Annotated in this window: 14 protein-coding genes; 4 read left to right on the top strand and 10 right to left on the bottom strand. The window is 54.2% G+C overall.

What is annotated here, in order from left to right:
- Positions 1-28: 28 nt before the first annotated feature.
- The gene (locus tag ACTJIK_RS22900) at positions 29-421 is read left to right on the top strand and encodes a hypothetical protein (RefSeq protein WP_440649871.1); all 393 of its coding nucleotides are present in this window, start codon (positions 29-31) and stop codon (positions 419-421) included.
- Between the two features lie 78 nt (positions 422-499).
- Here the strand turns inward: ACTJIK_RS22900 and ACTJIK_RS22895 are convergent, their stop codons facing one another.
- Together ACTJIK_RS22895 and ACTJIK_RS22890 are read right to left on the bottom strand one after the other, a co-directional pair.
- Positions 500-973 (bottom strand): hypothetical protein, encoded by a 474-nt coding sequence (locus ACTJIK_RS22895; RefSeq protein WP_440649870.1) that lies wholly within the window; start codon positions 971-973, stop codon positions 500-502.
- A 14-nt stretch (positions 974-987) separates the two neighbouring features.
- On the bottom strand, positions 988-2349 hold the full coding sequence (locus ACTJIK_RS22890; RefSeq protein WP_440649869.1) for a hypothetical protein: 1362 nt from the start codon (positions 2347-2349) through the stop codon (positions 988-990).
- Between the two features lie 188 nt (positions 2350-2537).
- Here ACTJIK_RS22890 and ACTJIK_RS22885 point away from each other — a divergent pair, with 188 nt between their 5' ends.
- Positions 2538-4616 (top strand): M3 family metallopeptidase, encoded by a 2079-nt coding sequence (locus ACTJIK_RS22885; RefSeq protein WP_440649868.1) that lies wholly within the window; start codon positions 2538-2540, stop codon positions 4614-4616.
- A gap of 4 nt (positions 4617-4620) precedes the next feature.
- Here the strand turns inward: ACTJIK_RS22885 and ACTJIK_RS22880 are convergent, their stop codons facing one another.
- Positions 4621-5439 carry a VOC family protein gene (locus ACTJIK_RS22880; protein WP_440649867.1) on the bottom strand — a complete coding sequence of 273 codons (819 nt, stop codon included), beginning with the start codon at positions 5437-5439 and terminating at the stop codon, positions 4621-4623.
- 196 nt (positions 5440-5635) lie between these two features.
- Between ACTJIK_RS22880 and ACTJIK_RS22875 the strand changes: the two genes are divergently transcribed.
- A complete protein-coding gene (locus tag ACTJIK_RS22875) occupies positions 5636-6022 on the top strand; it encodes a response regulator (RefSeq protein WP_440649866.1) in 387 nt (128 codons plus the stop codon).
- 65 nt (positions 6023-6087) lie between these two features.
- Here ACTJIK_RS22875 and ACTJIK_RS22870 read toward each other — a convergent pair whose 3' ends face one another.
- The 5 genes from ACTJIK_RS22870 to ACTJIK_RS22850 form a co-directional block, all read right to left on the bottom strand.
- Complete coding sequence (locus ACTJIK_RS22870; protein ID WP_440649865.1) at positions 6088-7197, bottom strand: efflux RND transporter periplasmic adaptor subunit; 1110 nt, start codon at positions 7195-7197, stop codon at positions 6088-6090.
- Positions 7178-10414 (bottom strand): efflux RND transporter permease subunit, encoded by a 3237-nt coding sequence (locus ACTJIK_RS22865; RefSeq protein ID WP_440649864.1) that lies wholly within the window; start codon positions 10412-10414, stop codon positions 7178-7180. The genes ACTJIK_RS22870 and ACTJIK_RS22865 overlap by 20 nt, the downstream gene beginning before the upstream one ends.
- A gap of 12 nt (positions 10415-10426) precedes the next feature.
- Positions 10427-11824, bottom strand: coding sequence for a TolC family protein (locus ACTJIK_RS22860; protein ID WP_440649863.1), 1398 nt, complete (start codon positions 11822-11824; stop codon positions 10427-10429).
- 37 nt (positions 11825-11861) lie between these two features.
- Entirely contained in the window at positions 11862-13187 is a 1326-nt protein-coding gene (locus ACTJIK_RS22855; protein ID WP_440649862.1) for a sensor histidine kinase, read from the bottom strand.
- Between the two features lie 195 nt (positions 13188-13382).
- Complete coding sequence (locus tag ACTJIK_RS22850) at positions 13383-14066, bottom strand: response regulator transcription factor (RefSeq protein WP_440649861.1); 684 nt, start codon at positions 14064-14066, stop codon at positions 13383-13385.
- A 157-nt stretch (positions 14067-14223) separates the two neighbouring features.
- Between ACTJIK_RS22850 and ACTJIK_RS22845 the strand changes: the two genes are divergently transcribed.
- Complete coding sequence (locus ACTJIK_RS22845) at positions 14224-15135, top strand: hypothetical protein (protein WP_440649860.1); 912 nt, start codon at positions 14224-14226, stop codon at positions 15133-15135.
- Positions 15136-15230: 95 nt separating this feature from the next.
- On the opposite strand, the gene ACTJIK_RS22840 is transcribed toward ACTJIK_RS22845, so the two are convergent.
- Positions 15231-17240, bottom strand: a complete 2010-nt coding sequence (locus ACTJIK_RS22840) for a protein-disulfide reductase DsbD family protein (protein ID WP_440649859.1) — start codon at positions 17238-17240, stop codon at positions 15231-15233.
- Positions 17241-17337: 97 nt separating this feature from the next.
- Positions 17338-17787 (bottom strand): protein-disulfide reductase DsbD domain-containing protein, encoded by a 450-nt coding sequence (locus ACTJIK_RS22835; protein ID WP_440649858.1) that lies wholly within the window; start codon positions 17785-17787, stop codon positions 17338-17340.
- Positions 17788-17827 lie beyond the last annotated feature (40 nt).

The raw sequence follows: 17827 nt of genomic DNA, 5'->3' as shown, positions 1-17827 counted from the left end.
TCACCGTTTAATAAAAAAACTTTCCCCGATGCGGTCCCTCGTCTGCCTGATCTTACTCATTCTCCTGCTGCCGGCCTGTAAAAAAGAAAAAAGCGATCACCCGGTTTTCAGCGGCTACTACAGCGGCGTGCTGTATACCGAACAATCCGGCATCCGGGTAGACATCTACGAAGTGTCCTTCTGGTTCCACGGGAATAAATTTGACGGCACTTTTAAAAAAGCAGGCCTGGATGACGAAGATAAGTTTGATAACGAGGAATATATTATCCGCGGGTCAGACAGTGTCATCCTCCGCGGTGTGTTTCCTTATTCCTCCCAGTATCCCACGCCCTACGGCTACAAGTTCGACGGCGACTCGCTGGTCCTGAAAAAAGCGATCCCGACGGACCGTTTTCATGTGATCAGGCTGAAGCGTAGCTGAGCGGGAGTTCCCTGATGATAACCTTAAATACAACGGCCCGTGGTTTAAGCACCGCGGGCCGCCATATTCAACAGAGCTTTATTGTATTGCCGGGTAATGTATTACGGCATAGCCGTCCGCAACGATGCCCATTCTCCCCCCTCCCTTAAACCGCAGGCCTTCCATCATTTTCATTACCTGGTTATAGGGATAAGGCCCGCATACCGAAGGATCTTTAAGTATCATAACGGGCACAGTAACCCACAATGCTGTACCGTATTTGATCCCGGGATAGGCCTGCCAGTTGAACCGCATATCCCGCAAAGGTCTGAGAAATCCTTCGTGAACAGGTCCCATGTTGGTTGAATACTCCACGGAATCCATTTTGCCAATATCATTTATATGAAACCGGACGCTGAACAGCATAGGTTCACATGTATTCCTGAATTCCTCAGGCAGTGCCGAAAAGTCCAGGGAACGGTAGACCTTTTCACCCAACCCGCTGCCGGCCAGTTGGGCGAAACCCTGGCAGGAAATTATAACCAGGAAGGCTATAGCGCCGAATATTCTCATAATAATCCGGTTTATCAATTAGCGCATGGTTCTCCGGCAACGCCGGTCTTGTGTAAATGATTGGTGTTCTGAATCTCGGTTGCACGTGCGGGCTCAGCTGCTGCTTTTAAGGTCCAGGGCGTTGTTCCAAACAATCCGCCCCATGCTAGCGCTTCCGCTTGAAGCGGGGTGAGAGTCGGGTACATTTCCAGCATGGCATTCTGCATCTTGGTGATATAGGTTGCAGCCATGGTCGTATGGTCAAAGGAGCCGGAAGTGCCGTTCAACCTGAGTATGGCATGGACCGCTTCATGAAATATAGTGGCGGAAGTATACTCTTTGCTGGCATATGGCAAAACATTTGCATTGAGCCTTATCACAACAGTAGTGACCGTACCGGACTTAAATCCGGAAGCATCGCCTGCCACGTCATTTGACATGGTGTAGCTTTGCGTAAATTCCAGGTTGATCGCATCGGTGGAGCCGAACAGTTGGTTAATGGTTTTGGAGATAGTATTGTTCATATCGTGACCAATGGCAAACTGGATATTGCTGCTGAGACAGGGGTTCATGCTCTCATCCAGCGCGATGGTATCCACCTGTTGCTGCTGGCTGGTCTCTTCACGGGGGTAATCCGGAGGAAATCCACCACCGGTTCCAGCACCGCCGCCGCCGCCAGTGCCACCGGTACCATCGTCAATCCAGTCGATCTCCTCATCTTCACCAGGCACTTCCGTACAGGTGGTCCAGCTTCTTGAATACAGGTACTTCCAATCACTGCAATAAACGCCTACACAGGTCTTCTGATAATAATCAATGGTGAAGGTAACACATTCGAGGCGTGCCAGGCTGCTGTTGCTCACCGGCCGCAACCGTTGCAAACGGCGCCCGTTTTTATAATGATAACCACTTATAAAAGCGCCATCCCAGTTTTGGAAGAGGACCATACCCGAGAAACCCTGATCCACTTTCAGGAAATTGTTGTGCTTTTGTTTCCGGAGGGCATAATCGTCGTCCGCGATAATACTCATTACACGGTATGAAAAATTGCCCTTGTTATCGCGATGTATTACCAGGGTTGAATACCTGTAAATATCAGCTTGTTTGTCCGGGGCAAGCCTTGCACTTTTCCCCGGCCGTGCGATACCCGCCAATGGTTGCGCGGTATTGATCGGTATTTCGACTGCTGATCCGTTTTCCAATAGATATTCCTTCGCGCCCGCCCAATCCAGCTTTCGTGAAGGATCTGTCATATGAAGAGGTACTTTCTCTGTAAGCCAGGCTCTTGCTGCTTCTTTCAAGGGTAGGTCATTTGCAAGGGGGCCGTCTTTTGTGTCTTTACGACAGGCTATTAAACAAACGAGGCATAAAAAAAACAATGAACTGATTCTTTTCATAATGAAGAGGGTTTAGGGCATGGACAATAATGTATCCTTTAAATATAGTTTTTTTTGATGATAAACGAAAAGGGTGGCATTTCAGCTCCTCCCCGATTTTTCCTATTTTTAAATTTTGGCCAACCACCAACAAAATCTGAACGATGAGGGTAAAAAATATTTCCAGGAACCTGATATTTGCCATTAGTATGACTACAGCCAGTGCCCTGCCTGCCCAGACGCCGGCAGACAACAACCCGTTATTGCAGCCTTACGGCACCGCTTTCAAAGTGCCGCCGTTTGCAGATATCAAACCCGCTCACTTCATGCCCGCATTCGAAGCAGGCATGCAGCTGCAGCAGGAAAAAATAAAAGCGCTTACCATGCAGAAAAGCGCGCCGGCCTTCGGGAATACCATTGAGGCGCTTGAACAGAGCGGCAAGCAGCTGCAACAGGTAAGCACAGTATTCTTCAACCTCACCTCCGCCAATACCAATCCGGAGCTGGAAGCGCTCAGCCGCCAGATAGCGCCGCGTATGGCCCAGCACGCCGACGATATTTACCTGAACCCGCAGCTGTTCAACCGCGTGAAAAGCGTATACAACCAGCGCGCTTCACTGAAGCTCACACCGGAACAACAGCGCCTGCTGGAAAAAACCTACAAAGCCTTCGTGCGGAGCGGCGCCCAATTGAACGAAGCGCAGCAGTCGCAGATGCGCGGGATCAATAAAGAACTGTCGCTCCTCACCGTGAAATTCGGGCAGAACCTGCTGGCTGAAACAAATGGTTTCGAAATGATCGTGGACAAACAGGAAGACCTGGCGGGGCTCCCCGCCTCCGTGGTGGCGGCCGCGGCAGCGTCTGCCAAAGAAGCCGGCAACGAAGGCAAATGGCGCTTCACCCTGCACAACGCCAGCGTAATGCCCTTCCTTCAATATGCGCAAAACCGCGCCCTCCGCGAAAAAATGTATAAAGCCTACACCAACCGCTGCAATAACAACGACGAGCGCGACAACAAAGCCATCGTGGCCCAGCTGGCGGCCCTGCGCGCAGAAAAAGCCGCACTACTCGGGTACGCTTCGCATGCGGATTTTGTGCTGGAAGAAAACATGGCCAAAACGCCCGCCCAGGCCAACGAACTGCTGAACAAGCTCTGGGCCGCCGCCCTGCCCGTTGCAAAGAACGAAGCGGCGGAAATGCAGAAAGTAATGGACCGCGAAGGAAAAAATGAACAGCTCGAAGCCTGGGACTGGTTCTATTACGCGGACAAAGTGAGAAAAGAAAAATACAATTACGACGCCGAAGAGCTGCGCCCCTATTTCAAGCTGGAGAATGTGCGTGAAGGCATTTTCGCCACCGCCCAAAAATTGTATGGCATCACCTTCACGCAGCTGAAAGACATTCCTGTGTACCAGGAAGACGTGACGGCTTACGAAGTAAAAGAAGCTAACGGCCAGCATATCGGCGTGATCTATATGGATTTTTTCCCGCGCAGCTCCAAGCGCGGCGGCGCGTGGATGACCTCCTACCGCAAGCAGTCCACCGAAAAAGGCGTGCGCACCGCGCCCGTCGTATCCATCGTATGCAACTTCACCAAGCCCAACGGCAACCAGCCCGCGCTGCTTACGCCCGATGAAGTGGAAACCTTCTTCCACGAGTTCGGCCATGCGCTGCACGGCCTGCTGTCTGACGTACGCTACGAAACGCTCTCCGGCACCTCCGTTCCCCGCGACTTCGTGGAGCTGCCTTCCCAGATCATGGAGCACTGGGCGTTTGAGCCGGAAGTGCTGAAGATGTATGCCAGGCACTATGAAACCGGCGAACTGGCGCCCGACACGCTGGTGGCCAAAATGAAGGAGGCTTCCAAATTCAACCAGGGTTTCGCTACGGTGGAATACCTGGCGGCTTCCCTGCTGGATATGAATTACCATACCCTGCCCGCCGGTACGAAGGTGGACGCGCCCGCTTTTGAGAAGCAGCAGATGGACAAGCTGGGTCTCATCCCGCAGATCGCGCCGCGTTACAGGAGCACTTATTTCCAGCATATTTTCTCCGGCGGTTATTCCGCGGGGTATTACAGCTACATCTGGTCTGAAGTGCTGGACAACGATGCTTTTGCCGCATTCAAGGAAACCGGTAACATTTTCGATCCGGCAACCGCCGGATCCTTCCGCACGAATGTGCTCGAAAAAGGCGGCACCGTAGAACCCATGGACCTCTATAAAGCATTCCGCCGGCGCGCGCCGGAAGTGAAGTTCCTGCTGAAGAGCAGGGGATTGGAGAATTAAAAGCTCACCTCGCCGTGAACGGCTCCATCAATTCCACCCTTGTGCCATCCGCATCAAAGAGGTTCAGCAGCCAGCGGTTGTTGCGGCCGATGCGGGGCGAAGGCACATTGCCGGCTCGGAAACGCAGGGCGTCCACTGCTTTCTGCATATCGGGCACCATCAGGGCAATGTGGTGTGCGGAGCCAAGCTGGCGGCGGCTGGCAGGCGGTTTCACCAGCATGTATTCTATGTAATCGGTGCTTTCGGGCAGGCGCATGTTGATCCAGCTGGTAACACTGTCTGTAGCGCCGCCGCGCCAGGTTTCGGAAAACCCCAGGATGGCGGCGTAGAACGAGTCCGCCCGCACCGGGTCCGCAATGGTAATGCCTGCGTGCAGGATGCGGTCTGAAATGGCTGGAGTGCTTACCGGTTTGCCTGCCGGGAACTGCACGAACAATATCCGGTGGCCGTCAGGGTCTTTTACGGCGATGGCAGACTGATCCGGCCCGGGTTGAACATCAATGCCTTTCCGGGTGAGATATGCCTTCATGGCGCTTATATCGGCGGTTTGAAAGGCCAGCCCCAGCAGGCGGTCGTCCTGCGAAGGCGGCAGGCCGTCCTTTACGTGTATCCATTGCCGTGCGTTTACCTGCGCGGTAACACGGTGCGCCGCCCGCTGGAGCGGGTAACCCAGGTAATCCCCATAAAATTTTACAGCTGAATCCAGGTGGCTCACCTGTATCTCCACGTAAGCGATACCGGTGATCTCCGGTCGTTGTACCTGCTGCGCGCCCGCCTTCCCCGCGGCGAAACCCATCAACAGGCAAAGGAAAAGTTGTTTCATAACAAATGGAATTCCTCCTAAAATACAAATTTCAACCCTGTATTTTCCATACTTCCAGCCCTTTATCCTCCGGGCCCCTACCCGTCCCGAAAGCCGCCCGGAAACAAAAAATATAGCCGGTATTGTGCGCCGGTCTATATTATTATTTTTTTCTTTTCGTTATCTTTACATACCTAAAAAAGACTGTTCTATCCAAATGAAGCACAAACTCAGCTGCCTGTTGATTGATGATGATAGGGACGACCAGGAGATATTCAGACTCGCTTTACAGGATGTAAACGAGGAGGTATTTTGCCTGACTGCAGATGACGGTATCAAAGGTTTGCAAATGCTGAAACCGGAAGAGAACTTCGTTCCCACCTATATTTTCCTGGACCTGAACATGCCGCGCATGACCGGCAGGGATTGCCTGAACGCCCTCAAGTCCGATCCTTTGCTGGCGGATATCCCGGTGGTGATCTACTCCACTTCTTCGGACCCGAAAGACATACAGGATACCAAAGAACTGGGCGCCGCGGGTTACGTGGTGAAACAATACAGCCTCGCTTCGCTGAAAGACATCCTCAGGCGTTATTTCAACTAAAAAACATAAGGGGAACAACACCTATCACCGTGCTGTTCCCCGTCACATATCCAGTCTCTGATTCGTTACTTTTTAGGCGTCACTGCTGATCCGTTCCGTACTTCATCATTGGCCTTTTCCATAAGCATATCTCCGGGCTGTAAATCCCCGAATATTTCCGTTTTTCCGTCTGCTTCGCGTCCTTTCCGTACATCTACCCATTCCGCTTTGCCGTTCTTCACCCGGATGACGAATATTTTTTCCGTGCTGTTGGCCACGGCGGTGGTGGGCACTACAAACACGCTGTCTGCCGTATTGAGCGGGATGCTCACTTCCGCCACCATGCCTGGCAGCAGTCTTTTATCGTTGTTGGTCACGTCCATTTCCACGCGCTGGCTTCTCAGCCTGCTGTCCAGCGTACCGGAGAGGCGGTTCACGATCGCTTTGAATTCCTGGCCGGGCAGCGACTTCACGGTGAATTTCACTTCGCTCTTCCCGCTCAGGTAAGCGGTATACGCTTCCGGTATGGCCAGCACCAGGCGCAGCTTCTTTTGTTCCTGTAAAGTGAACAGCGGCATTTCCGAGCCTTTGCCGGAAGGGCCCACATAGGCGCCGGCGCTCACGTTGCGGCTGCTGATCACGCCTGCAAAGGGAGCGCGGATCTCCAGGTAATTGCGGGTATCTGACACTTCGCGGTAAGCGGCGCGGGCTGCTTCCTGCTGCGCGAAATCTGATTTCTGTTTGGCCAGCGCCAGGTCCAGGTCGTTTTGCGACACGGTGCCGGGCGTAAGGCTGGTTTGATACAGGCGGTCGTAATTGGCCTTGCTGGCCAGGTATACGGCCTCCTGGCTGCGCAGCCGCGATTCCGCGCCTGCCAGCTGGCTGCTCAGCTCGGGCGCTTCCATAGTGGCCAGCACCTGGCCCGCGCTTACATTAGAGCCCACATCCACGTAGAGTTTTTTTACAAAGCTGTTCACCTTCGCGTAAAGGTCTACCTGCTGAAATGCCACCAGCTCGCCGGGCATTCTGAGGGAAGCGGAGAATATCTGTTTTTCCAGCGCAAAGGTGCTCACTGCCGCAGGCAGCGCCTCTTCGGATTTTTTATTATCCGGTTTGCTTTGCGAAACGCCGCATCCGGCCAGCAGCACTGCCGCCATCAGTACGCGCGCCGGCGTTCTATTGATGATTGTGATCATACAGGGAGGGTATATAATGTTTACTGTCTTTGTTTTCAGGATTGAGGGAAACGGAAGCAATGGACGCTTTTTTCTGCACCATGGCAAACACCAGCGGCAGTATGAGCAACGCTGCCGCAGTGGAGGCCACCAGCCCGCCGATCACCGCGCGGCCGAGGGGAGACACCTGGTCGCCGCCTTCTCCGTGGCCGATCGCCATCGGTATCATACCGGCCACCATCGCGAGGCTCGTCATCAGGATAGGCCTGAGCCTCAGCGCAGCCGCTTCCCTGGCGCTCGCGATCGAATCGCCGTTATGCCTCCGCAGGTGCTCCGCATTCGTGATCAGCAGCACCGCGTTGGAAATGGATACGCCTACGGACATGATAATGCCCATATACGATTGCAGGTTGAGCGTGCTGCCCGTGATGTTCAGCAATACCAGCGAACCGAGTATTACCGCGGGCACAGTGGTAAGCACCACGAAAGACACGCTGAAGCTCTGGAAGTTCGCGGCCAGCATAAGGAAGATCACTACTACCGCCACCAGCAGCCCGCTTTGCAGGTTGTCCAGTGTTTCGGTGAGGGTGTTGGTCATGCCCACCGGCTCCACGCTCAGGCCGCGGGGCAGCTCGCCCAGCGATGCGATCGCTTTCCGCACATCTGTTGAGGCAGTGCCAAGGTCTTTATCGTTCAGGTTGGCGGTAACAGATAGCATGGGCATGGCGCCAAGGTTGTCGTTCTCGCCGTAAGTGGTTTCCTGCCGGATGGTGGCTACATCGCCCAGCACGGGGCGTGCGGAATTCTTCTGCAAAGGTATCTCCGCAATTTCATCCAGGCTGTTCATCTTGTTTTCCGGTATCTGCACCTGCACGCTGTACATCAGGCCCGCCTTTTCATCCACCCACACATTCTTTTCCGTAAGGCGCGAGGAGGAAGTGGAGGCTATCAGGGAGCGGGTTACGTCCGTCATATCCACGTTCAGCTGCGCGAGGCGCGTACGGTCCACTTCAATGTTGATAGACGGATATTTGGTGCTCTGCATCAGCTGCACATCGCGCATGTAGGGCACCTGCTTCAGTTTATCGATTATTTTATTCGCATATTCTTCATTCACTTTTTTGTTCCTGCCAGAAATGCGCACCTCTACCGGCGTGGGCGAGCCCTGGCTGAGGATCTTGTCCGTCAGCTCTATCGGCTCGAAAGACAGCTGCAGGTCCGGCGCGGTTTCTTTCAGCTTCGCGCGGATCTGTTCTTTTACTTCGTCCAGCTCAAAATGTTTTTCTTTATTCAGGCTCACCTGTATCACCGCTTCGTGCGGGCCGGGCATGAAGAGGTAGATCGGGCTCACGGAGAACAGCGAGGGGTGCTGGCCTACATAGGCGGAGGTGATGGCAATATTTTCTTTCCCCACCACCTCTTCGATGGCCTTCAGCGCGGTGAGCGTTTTGGCTTCGGTGCGTTCCATACGCGTGCCTTCTTCGGCCCTGATCCTTACCTGGAACTGGCCGCCGTTGGTGCGGGGCAATACGTCGCGCCCGATGCCGGAGAGCATCCATACGGCCAGCCCGCTGATGATCACGAGGTACGCGATCACGATGGGCACGCGGTAGGGCATCATCCTGTCAATAAAGCGCATGAAACGGGCGCGGAACTTTTCGAAGCGGGAAACTTTCCCGTCCGAATTGCTGTCCGCACGTTCCACCAGCATTTTTTTCTGCTCCCAGGTATCGTTCTCATTCGCGGGCACATGGGTTTTCTTATGGCCTTTCATGATCCAGTTGGCCATTACGGGCACAAAGGTCTGTGAAAGGAAATAAGACGTGACCATGGAGAAGCCGATCGCCAGAGCAAGCGGCAGGAAGAGGGAGCCGGGAATGCCGCTCATGGTGAACGCGGGCGCAAACACGGCGAGGATACAAAAGAGGATCAGCAGCTTGGGGAACGCGATCTCCTTACACGCATCCCAGATAGCCAGTGCTTTTGGCTTGCCCATGTCCAAGTGCTGGTGGATATTTTCTATCGTTACCGTACTCTCATCCACCAGGATGCCGATGGCCAGCGCAAGGCCGCTCAGCGTCATGATATTGATGGTTTGCCCGAAGAGGCTGAGGAACAGCACGCCGGAGATGATGGATACGGGAATGGTCATGATCACGATGAGCGCGCCGCGGAGGTCGCCCAGGAAAAGCACCACCATGAGGCCGGTGAGTATAGCGCCGATAACGCCTTCGGTGATGAGGCTTTTTACGGCGTTCATCACATAAGTGCTCTGGTCGAACTCATAGGTGAGCGACACGTCTTCCGGCAGCTGCGCCTGCAGCTTGGGGATGGCCTTCTTCAGGTTCTGCACCACTTCCCAGGTGGAAGCGTCCGCGGACTTGGCCACGTTGAGGTATACAGAACGTTTACCGTTCACCAGGGCATATCCGGCGGCAATGTCCGCACCATCCTCAACCGTGGCCACATCACGCAGGTAAAGGTTTTGCACGCCGCCTTTGAAAAGCGGGATGTTCTCAAAATCCTTGATATTACGGATGATCGTATTCGTAGGTGTGATATAGTTCTTGTCGCCGATGCGCACGTTGCCGGAAGGGGCTGTCTGGTTGTTCAGGCGCAGGGCTTCCACCAGCTGGTCCGGCGTAAGCTGGTGCGCGCGCAGCAGCTCAGGGTCGGCCTTGATCACCACGGTGCGGATGTTGCCGCCGAAAGGAGGCGGCGCCACCAGGCCGGGAATGGAGGTGAAGGAAGCGCGCACGTATACGTTCGCCAGGTCCATCAGCTCGTTGTTCGTACGTTTTTCGCTGCTCAGCACCAGCTCACCCACGGGAAGCGTGGACACGTCGAAGCGGACGATGAACGGAGGCTGGGAGCCCGGCGGGAAAATGGCCTGGGCGCGGTTGGAAAATGCGGACACTTCCGCCGCGGCCTGGCTCATATTGGTACCCGGGTAGAAGCTGAGCTTCATGAGCATCAACCCCTGCACGTTCTTGGTCTCTATGGATTTCAGGCCGTTCACGAACAACAGGATGTTCACGTAGTTCTTCGCGAAAAACGCTTCCATCTGGTTGGGCGTATAACCGCCGAAAGGGTGGGCAATGTAAAGCACCGGCAGCTCCAGCTTGGGGAAGATGTCCACCTTCACGTCCCGCACTGCCTTGATGCCGAAGAAAAACAGCCCCGCCACCAGTACGAGTACGGTGATCGGTTTTTCCAGTGCGCTTCTGATAAGTCCCATTATATTGTATAATTAGAATTCATTGATAAATAACCCGAAATTACCTACAGCCGCGGCTTTCAGCAGCAGCGCCTGCCAAACGTTGCTGTACGCCACCTCGCGGTCGGTCTCGGCGCGGTTGAGGGTGTACAGCGCCTGCGTTACGTCTACCAGCGTGCTGAGCCCGTTGCGGTACATCACTGTTTTTTGCAGGTAAGCCTGCGATGCGCTGTTGATCTGGATGCCGGCTTCGCGGTAGTTGTCCAGCGCGTTCTTCATCTTCGCATCCGCCAGCACCATTTGCGCTTTCAGCTGCTGGTCCACCACGGTCATTTCGTCTTCCAGCGCTTGCGAGGTAAATCGTTGCGCGGCGCTTTGTTGCTTCACGCGCAGCGGGCTGGTCAGGTTCCAGGTTACGCCCACGCCCAGCAAATAGTTGCTGCGGTTGGGCTTGATGCCTTCCCAATAGTCGTGGGTAAAGGCCGTCTGGTCCTGCGCATAAGCGGAGCTAAAGCCCGAGGCCCTGGTTTGCATCACGCTGAAAAAGCTAAAGGCCGGGAAGTTGAGCGTGCGGATATATTTTTCCTGCTCGCGGCTGAGCGCGATGCGGCTTTGGTAGAATTGCAGCACGGGATGTGTTTCGCCACGGAAGCTGAGGGTATCTGTGATCACTGCGGGCAGGCGGGTGAGGAACAGGCTGTCCAGCGAAAACTCCTGCGGGGCCACGCCCATCAGCTGTGCCAGCTGGTTGCCCTGTTCCTGCTCCAGGTCTATGGCGCGGGTAAGGGCGATGCGGGCGCTGGCCACTTCGGCATTGGCAAGCGATGAATCCACCCCGGCAATGAGGCCGTTGCTGGCGCGGCGGGTCACTACGGAGCGGAAGGTATCGGCCCTTTCGAGGTTCCTCCTCCAGCTCTGGGTGAGGCGTTGCGCGGCCAGCAGGTTCAGGTAGGCGGCGGCCACTTTCACTTCATGGCGGAACTGTTCCTGCTGCCAGTCGGATTCGTCGCGGCGGGCAAGTGTTTCGGCCGTTTTCACCCTTTCCTTCATGCGCCCGAAAGCGAAGAATTCCCAGTTGATGTTGGCAAGGTAAAGTGCGCCGAAAGCGGCGTTCCAGTTCTGTTCGGGCAGGGGAAGACCGGAGGATGCAACCCCCAGGCCGCCGAAGCCGTACAAAGGCCCGTTCTGTCCGTTCACTGTACCATAGTCCTGCTGGGCTGAGATATTCAGGTTGGGAAGATAGTCCCGTTTCACTTGTTGTACGGTTGCCCTGGAGGCGTTCACATAGTTAGCTTTGGCCTTGATCGTGCCATAATTGTTCAACGCTGTTTGTACCGCATCTTTCATGGTCAGCACCTGTGCTTTTGCGCTCCAGGTACTACTGAGAAGGATAACAGACAACAGCAGGCGAACAGCGGAGCGTTGTGTCATCTTGATTAAATGAGCGATTTAAAAAGCATGGGCAGCTTTAAAGCTGGATTTTCTCATGCAAATAGCGCTCATCATTTTGAAGCAATTTTGAAGAATTGGAAACGCCGGGGAAGGCGATGGTGATCACATGCAGGCCAGCGGCAAACTGGTAGCGGATCTGGAAGGAATTTATGTCGCAGATCTGTTTCACGATCGACAGACCTATGCCGATGGAATGGTTGCATTGCGTGCCCTTTTTGAAGCGCTGGAACATTTCCTCCGGGTTGCCCGTAGGGGGCAGGCCGGTGTTCGTGATACGCAGGCAATCCCTGTCCAGCACCACTTCTATGCGGCCGTTGGGGATGTTGTGGCGGATGGCGTTGCTGATGAGGTTGTTCAGCAAAATGTCCACCAGCGCGGCATGCAGCTTCACGTCCACATCGTCCGCGATCCGGCAGTCCAGCCGCAGGCCTTTCAGCGTGATCAGGTCTTCGAAGGTGCCCATGGCCTCTTTGGCGTATTTACTGAAGGATACTTCTTCTTTGGATTCGTATTCGTTGTTCTCCAGGCGAGACAGCAGTACGAGCGAACGGTTGATGTGCGTGAGCTTGTCCACCGAGTTCTGCATGTCCGAGATCAGCACGGCCTGCTCGCCCCGGATATCCGACTCGGAAAGCAGTTCCAGCTTGCTGCGGATGATGGCCAGCGGCGTTTGCAGCTCATGGCTGGCGTTCTCGGCGAATTCTTTGAGGGAAATATAATCGTCCACCGCTTTGTCCGTCATTTTGCCGACGTAGTTGTTCAGCTCGCTGAATTCCTTGGTGCGGGTGGGGCGGAGCACAAGTTTCTTTTTGGCTTTGAGGTTGAAGTGCTGGAGCTTTTTGAGCGTGTTGTAAAACGGGGCCAGCACGATGCGCGAAGCCAGGCGCGCGGTAAGCACCACCAGCGCAATGAGGATGATCAGCTTGGCGCCGATGCTGATGCGCAGGCCGGCCAGGATCTGCTCGGAGCGCGTCACGTAATCGCCCGAGGTGATCTTGAAATGCTGCCCGTTCACGGTATGCCAGCTGGTTACGGTTATCTTGCGGTCGTTGTCTTTCAGGTCGGGGTCATGGGTCACGTCGCGGTCGGTGATCTCGTAGTAGTCCGCAGGTTTGGTGTCTGCCACGGGCACCACTTTGATGCGGCAGCCCTGGGTGTATTCACCGGGTTCTTCTCCCCTTTCCAGCACTTCGCCCACACGCTGGTTCACATGCTTCAGCCTCTCCACCGCAGCTTTGTCTATCTCACTTTTGATGCTCATGTAAGTGATGAAGCTGTTGATGGGGATGATCAGGAGCGTGACGCCCAGGAACCATAAGGTGAATCTGTCTACAAGTTTCATTCGTTATTGTTCGTCTTTTTTAGAGGTCGAATGGAATTACATTTCATTCGTTATTGTTCGTCTTTTTTAGAGGTCGAATGGAATTACATTTCATTCGTTATTGTTCGTCTTTTTTAGAGGTCGAATGGAATTACATTTCATTTACCCGTCATTGCGAGGAGCAGCCGGGCTTTTCCATGTACCGCTATAACAAATCTATTGTTTAGAGGTATTGAATTTATATCCCAGCCCATATACTGTCCCGATGTAGTCCGTTCCGTTGGCTGCGCTGATCTTCTTCCTGATATTCTTTACATGCTGGTATACGAAGTCAAAATTAGCGAGATTATCTGTATAATCACCCCAAAGATGCGCGGCAATGCTCTGGCGGGAGAGCACCCGGTTCTTGTTCACGATGAAATAAAGCAGGAGGTCGAACTCCTTGCGGGTCATATCCAGCAGTACGTCGTTCACCCTGGCCTCCAGGGTGTCTATATTGAGGCTGATCTCGTTGAAAGCGATGATGTTGCTGCCGTTGAGCTTTTTGCGCCGGTAAATGGCCCGCAGGCGGGCGTGCAGCTCGGGCAGGTGGAAAGGTTTGGTGAGATAGTCGTCCGCCCCTTCTTCCAGCCCGATCACTTTATCGTCCAGGGAATTTTTGGCGGAGAGAATGAGAATGCTGCTCTGGATGCGCTCGGTGCGCATAAATGAAAGTATCCCCAGGCCATTGCCGTCAGGCAGCATGATGTCCAGCAGCACACAGTCGTACTGGAAGGATATCAGCCGGTCCTGCGCGTCCCGGATGTTGTAGCTTACCTCACAGATATAGCCCTCCCTGGCCAGGAATTCGGAGATACTGCTGGCCAGCTCCACGTTATCTTCAATCAGCAACACTTTCATATGACCATGCAAATTACACAGAAATTTGAAGCAATCTTGAAGCCACGCAACCTTCCGGCTCCTTTTTGCGTTATTGAAATGAACCCAACTCATTGAAATACAGCTGTTCCGCATTCTGGCAGGCGATTTGCATAACAACAGCCGTAAAACCTATAATATGAAACCATATTCTATTCTGATCCTGTTGGCCATGTGCTTCGCAGCGTGCGCAGGGCCATCGTCCGAGAAAAAAGCAGAGGAGAGCGAAGCTGCCACCGATGAACTGTCCGGCGCCATTTCCACCATCAGCAACTACGCTACCAGTATAGACGTAAAAGGTTCCAGCGGCAATAAGATCATGGTCGTGCATAATTTTAACCGGGGCGACAATACCTCCGGCGTTACCGGCGTGTTCTCAGAAAAGGATACGCCCATCCGCCTCTACATCTATCCGGAAGGCCCGCAGCCGGACACTTCCGCCGAAACCTGGTTCTACCTCGATACCGTAACCGTGAAAGTGAAGCTGATGCGCGAGGTGATCACCACGGCCTCCGGTGTGATAGAGAACAGTTTTTATTTCAACGACGATACGCTGCTGCAGTCCGAAACCCGTAAAGCGGCCGACCTGGCTTCGCTGGAAAACGCGGAGATCGTTCCTTATAAATCACCCTACGGCGAAAAAGATTTCCGCTTCAGCCCGCAGGAAGTGAACGACCTGGCGCAGCGCGCTTCCATCGCGCTCACCGTTACCCGACGCGACCTGAGCCCTGCCGCCAACGAGGCCCGCAAGCAGGGCGCCTCCCACTGGGCTACGGGCAACGAACCCGGCTGGTCGCTGGCCATCATTCCCTACAAAAAGATACTCTACACCGGCAACTACGGCGAGCAGAAAATAGAATTCCCGGCGGCGCAGGCGCAGAAAGGCGACAACGACGCTACCGAATTCAAAACCTCTGCAGACGGCCATACGCTGGAAATAAAATTCGAGAATAAAGTATGTACAGACGATGCGGGCAAAAAAAATCCCAGCACCGTTACCCTGAAGCTCGACGGGAAGGTGCTTCACGGCTGCGGGCAGTCGCTGTTCTAAAACGATTTTATAAACGGAAACCTCCGTTCTGAATACGCTTACCTGAAAAAAGAAAGGCCACCGCAATGGTGGCCTTTCGCATTATCTGGAACCGCTTATTTCTTTTTCACTTTCTCCCAGCCTTCCAGCCCGGCTTTCAGCCAGTCCGCATACTTCTGTATGTTCGGCTCGTAGGCCACGGGGAAGGTGAGCAGCTGCTCGTCCGGCGTGATGAGCGCGTACAGCGGCTGGCTCTGGTTGATGAAGTTCACCGTTTGCATGGTGGCGAACTTGTCGCCGATGGTCACGATGTTCTTGGATTTGCCTTCGGGAGATACATATTTGAACTGCTGGTCTTCCGGCAATTTCTTGCGGTCGTCCGTATACAGCGATACCAGCAGGTAATTTTTCTTGATCAGGTCGTGCACCTCGGGGTCCGTCCATACGTTCTCTTCCATGTTGCGGCAGTTCACGCAGGCCCAGCCGGTAAAGTCGATCAGGATGGGCTTGTTCTGCGCTTTGGCGAGCTGAAGCGCCTTTTCGTAATCGTTGATCACGTCCGGCTCCACGGAGCCTCTTTCATGGGCGGTGTTGCCGTACCAGCTGTAGCTCATCGGGGGCGCAAAGCCGCTCATCAGCTTCAGGCGGGCGTATTTGGTGTTGGTCACGCCGGGCAGCAGGTACAGGGTGAACAGGCCGAAAAGCAGGCCGAAAATGATGCGCACGGGGCCGAGCTTTTTCACGGGGCTGTCGTGCGGGAAACGGATCAGGCCAAACAGGTACAGCGTGGTGAGTATGCCGATGATGATCCAGATGAGGAAGAAGGTTTCCCTGTGCAGGATACCCCAGTGCGTCACGAGGTCCGCATTCGAAAGGAATTTCACCGCCAGCGCCAGCTCCACGAAGCCCAGCACTACTTTCACGGAAGTGAGCCAGCCGCCTGATTTCGGGAGGGAACTGAGCCAGTTGGGGAACATGGCGAACAATGCGAACGGCAATGCCAGCGATACGCCGAAGCCGGCCATACCGGCCGTGAGCAGCCATGCGCCTCCGTCGGAGTTCAGTGAACCCGCCAGCAGCGAACCCAGGATGGGGCCGGTGCAGGAGAACGACACCACTACCAGCGTGAGCGCCATAAAGAAGATGCCCACCAGCGTGCCTTTATTGGCCTTGGAATCCGCTTTGCTGGCCAGGCCGCTCGGCAGGGTGATGTCGAACAGGCCAAAGAAAGACAAAGCGAATACGAGGAATATGGTGAAGAAGATGACGTTCAGCCAGACGTTGGTGGAAATGTTGTTGAAGATCTCCGGCTCTGCAAGCCCCGCCACGTGGAAGGGCACGCTGAACAGCACGTAGATCAGGAAGATGAAGAAGCCGTACATCGTGGCGTTGAAGATGCCTTTCTTTTTATCCTGCGAAGATTTGGTGAAGAAGGAAACCGTGAGCGGGATCATCGGGAACACGCAGGGCGTAACCAGGGCCACCAGGCCGCCGAGGAAGCCCAGCAGGAAGATGAACCAGGGATTGGTCTGCCCTTCCGTGCCAATACCGCCTACTTTCATCACCGGGTTGTTCAGGTCGATGGCTGGGCGCTTGAGGCCGGCAGCCGCGTCCGCATTCACTTTCAGGCCGCCCTGCTCGCCGGTGAGATTACCGGAAGCGTCCGCGGAGAAAGTGAACAATGCTTCTTCAGGCAGCACTTCTTCGCCTTTGAGAATGAAATAGGTAACGGTACCGCGCAGGTCTTTCACGGAGTCGCTGAACTGCACGGTGGCCAGCACTTCGGCGCCATTCTCGTGGTATTTGATCTCCATATCGTCCAGCAGCGGCTCCTTCGCCGTTTTGGGCGCGGCGGCCTCTGCAAGGGCGGTTATTTTTGCGCGGGTGTCGCTCAGGCTGTCGAACACGATGCGCGTATTCGGATCATCGTTGCCCATAGCGGCGGAAAACAGCTTCCACCCCGCGTCTATTTTGGCTGTAAAATGTAAAACAAATTCCTTCTCTCCTTTTTTCTCCGCTTTAAACTCCCATTTCACATGCTTCGGGATGGAATCCGCCTCCTGGGCCTGGGCCTTTGGCTGGAACAGCAGGACCATGGCGGCTATCAACGTTAAAAGATTCTTCATATGTATGATAGACTTAACAGATTGAATTAAAGATAAATGCAAAAACGAGTTCTTCCGGGTGAAAGAACTCGTTCCGATATGCTGAAAAATATTGGAATTATTTCAGGTCGAAGGCAAATTCCACTTCAGTTGGCGGCAGGCACTGGTGGTCGTCGCAGACCATGAACTCTACGGAGCCTTTGAGTTTGGTAGCGGCTTTACCTTTCACGGTCACGCGCTGAACGAAATTAACGGTGTTCTCGTAGTATTTCAGTTCGGAGTCGAAGTTCTTGTCGAAGGCTTTTTTCAGTTTGCCGTCTTCCTTTACTTTACCGGTAGTGGCTACCAGCGGGTTTTTGGCAAATTTGAAGGAGGTAGGGATCGGGCCTTCGCCTGCGTCCTGCGCGTACAGGTGCCAGCCTTTTTCGATGGTGGCGGTGGCGATTACATCATAATTTTTGGCGTCGATCTTCTTGGTCTTGAATGTCCATTTAACCGGGTCGGCCAGCTGTGCGCTTGCCAGCGCGGGCAGTGCGAAGAGGCACAATGCAACGAGTAATTTCTTCATAGCTTCTTTTTTTCTGGTTGGTTGGTGGTTTTGACTGAAC

Origin of the sequence: Chitinophaga sp. 22620 (assembly GCF_052044405.1) — a bacterium.
Classification (GTDB): domain Bacteria; phylum Bacteroidota; class Bacteroidia; order Chitinophagales; family Chitinophagaceae; genus Chitinophaga.
Note: the sequence above shows the minus strand (reverse complement) of the source record. Positions and strands in the feature narration are given on the sequence as shown.

Excerpts from the sequence above, each read along its gene's own strand:
- ACTJIK_RS22890 (WP_440649869.1), bottom strand. The coding sequence starts at position 2,349 with ATGAAAAGAATCAGTTCATTGTTTTTTTTATGCCTCGTTTGTTTAATA.
- ACTJIK_RS22840 (WP_440649859.1), bottom strand. The coding sequence starts at position 17,240 with ATGAAGAATCTTTTAACGTTGATAGCCGCCATGGTCCTGCTGTTCCAG.
- ACTJIK_RS22895 (WP_440649870.1), bottom strand. The coding sequence starts at position 973 with ATGAGAATATTCGGCGCTATAGCCTTCCTGGTTATAATTTCCTGCCAG.
- ACTJIK_RS22880 (WP_440649867.1), bottom strand. The coding sequence starts at position 5,439 with ATGAAACAACTTTTCCTTTGCCTGTTGATGGGTTTCGCCGCGGGGAAG.
- ACTJIK_RS22870 (WP_440649865.1), bottom strand. The coding sequence starts at position 7,197 with ATGATCACAATCATCAATAGAACGCCGGCGCGCGTACTGATGGCGGCA.
- ACTJIK_RS22900 (WP_440649871.1), top strand. The coding sequence starts at position 29 with ATGCGGTCCCTCGTCTGCCTGATCTTACTCATTCTCCTGCTGCCGGCC.
- ACTJIK_RS22835 (WP_440649858.1), bottom strand. The coding sequence starts at position 17,787 with ATGAAGAAATTACTCGTTGCATTGTGCCTCTTCGCACTGCCCGCGCTG.
- ACTJIK_RS22875 (WP_440649866.1), top strand. The coding sequence starts at position 5,636 with ATGAAGCACAAACTCAGCTGCCTGTTGATTGATGATGATAGGGACGAC.
- ACTJIK_RS22850 (WP_440649861.1), bottom strand. The coding sequence starts at position 14,066 with ATGAAAGTGTTGCTGATTGAAGATAACGTGGAGCTGGCCAGCAGTATC.
- ACTJIK_RS22885 (WP_440649868.1), top strand. The coding sequence starts at position 2,538 with ATGACTACAGCCAGTGCCCTGCCTGCCCAGACGCCGGCAGACAACAAC.
- ACTJIK_RS22860 (WP_440649863.1), bottom strand. The coding sequence starts at position 11,824 with ATGACACAACGCTCCGCTGTTCGCCTGCTGTTGTCTGTTATCCTTCTC.
- ACTJIK_RS22855 (WP_440649862.1), bottom strand. The coding sequence starts at position 13,187 with ATGAAACTTGTAGACAGATTCACCTTATGGTTCCTGGGCGTCACGCTC.
- ACTJIK_RS22845 (WP_440649860.1), top strand. The coding sequence starts at position 14,224 with ATGAAACCATATTCTATTCTGATCCTGTTGGCCATGTGCTTCGCAGCG.
- ACTJIK_RS22865 (WP_440649864.1), bottom strand. The coding sequence starts at position 10,414 with ATGGGACTTATCAGAAGCGCACTGGAAAAACCGATCACCGTACTCGTA.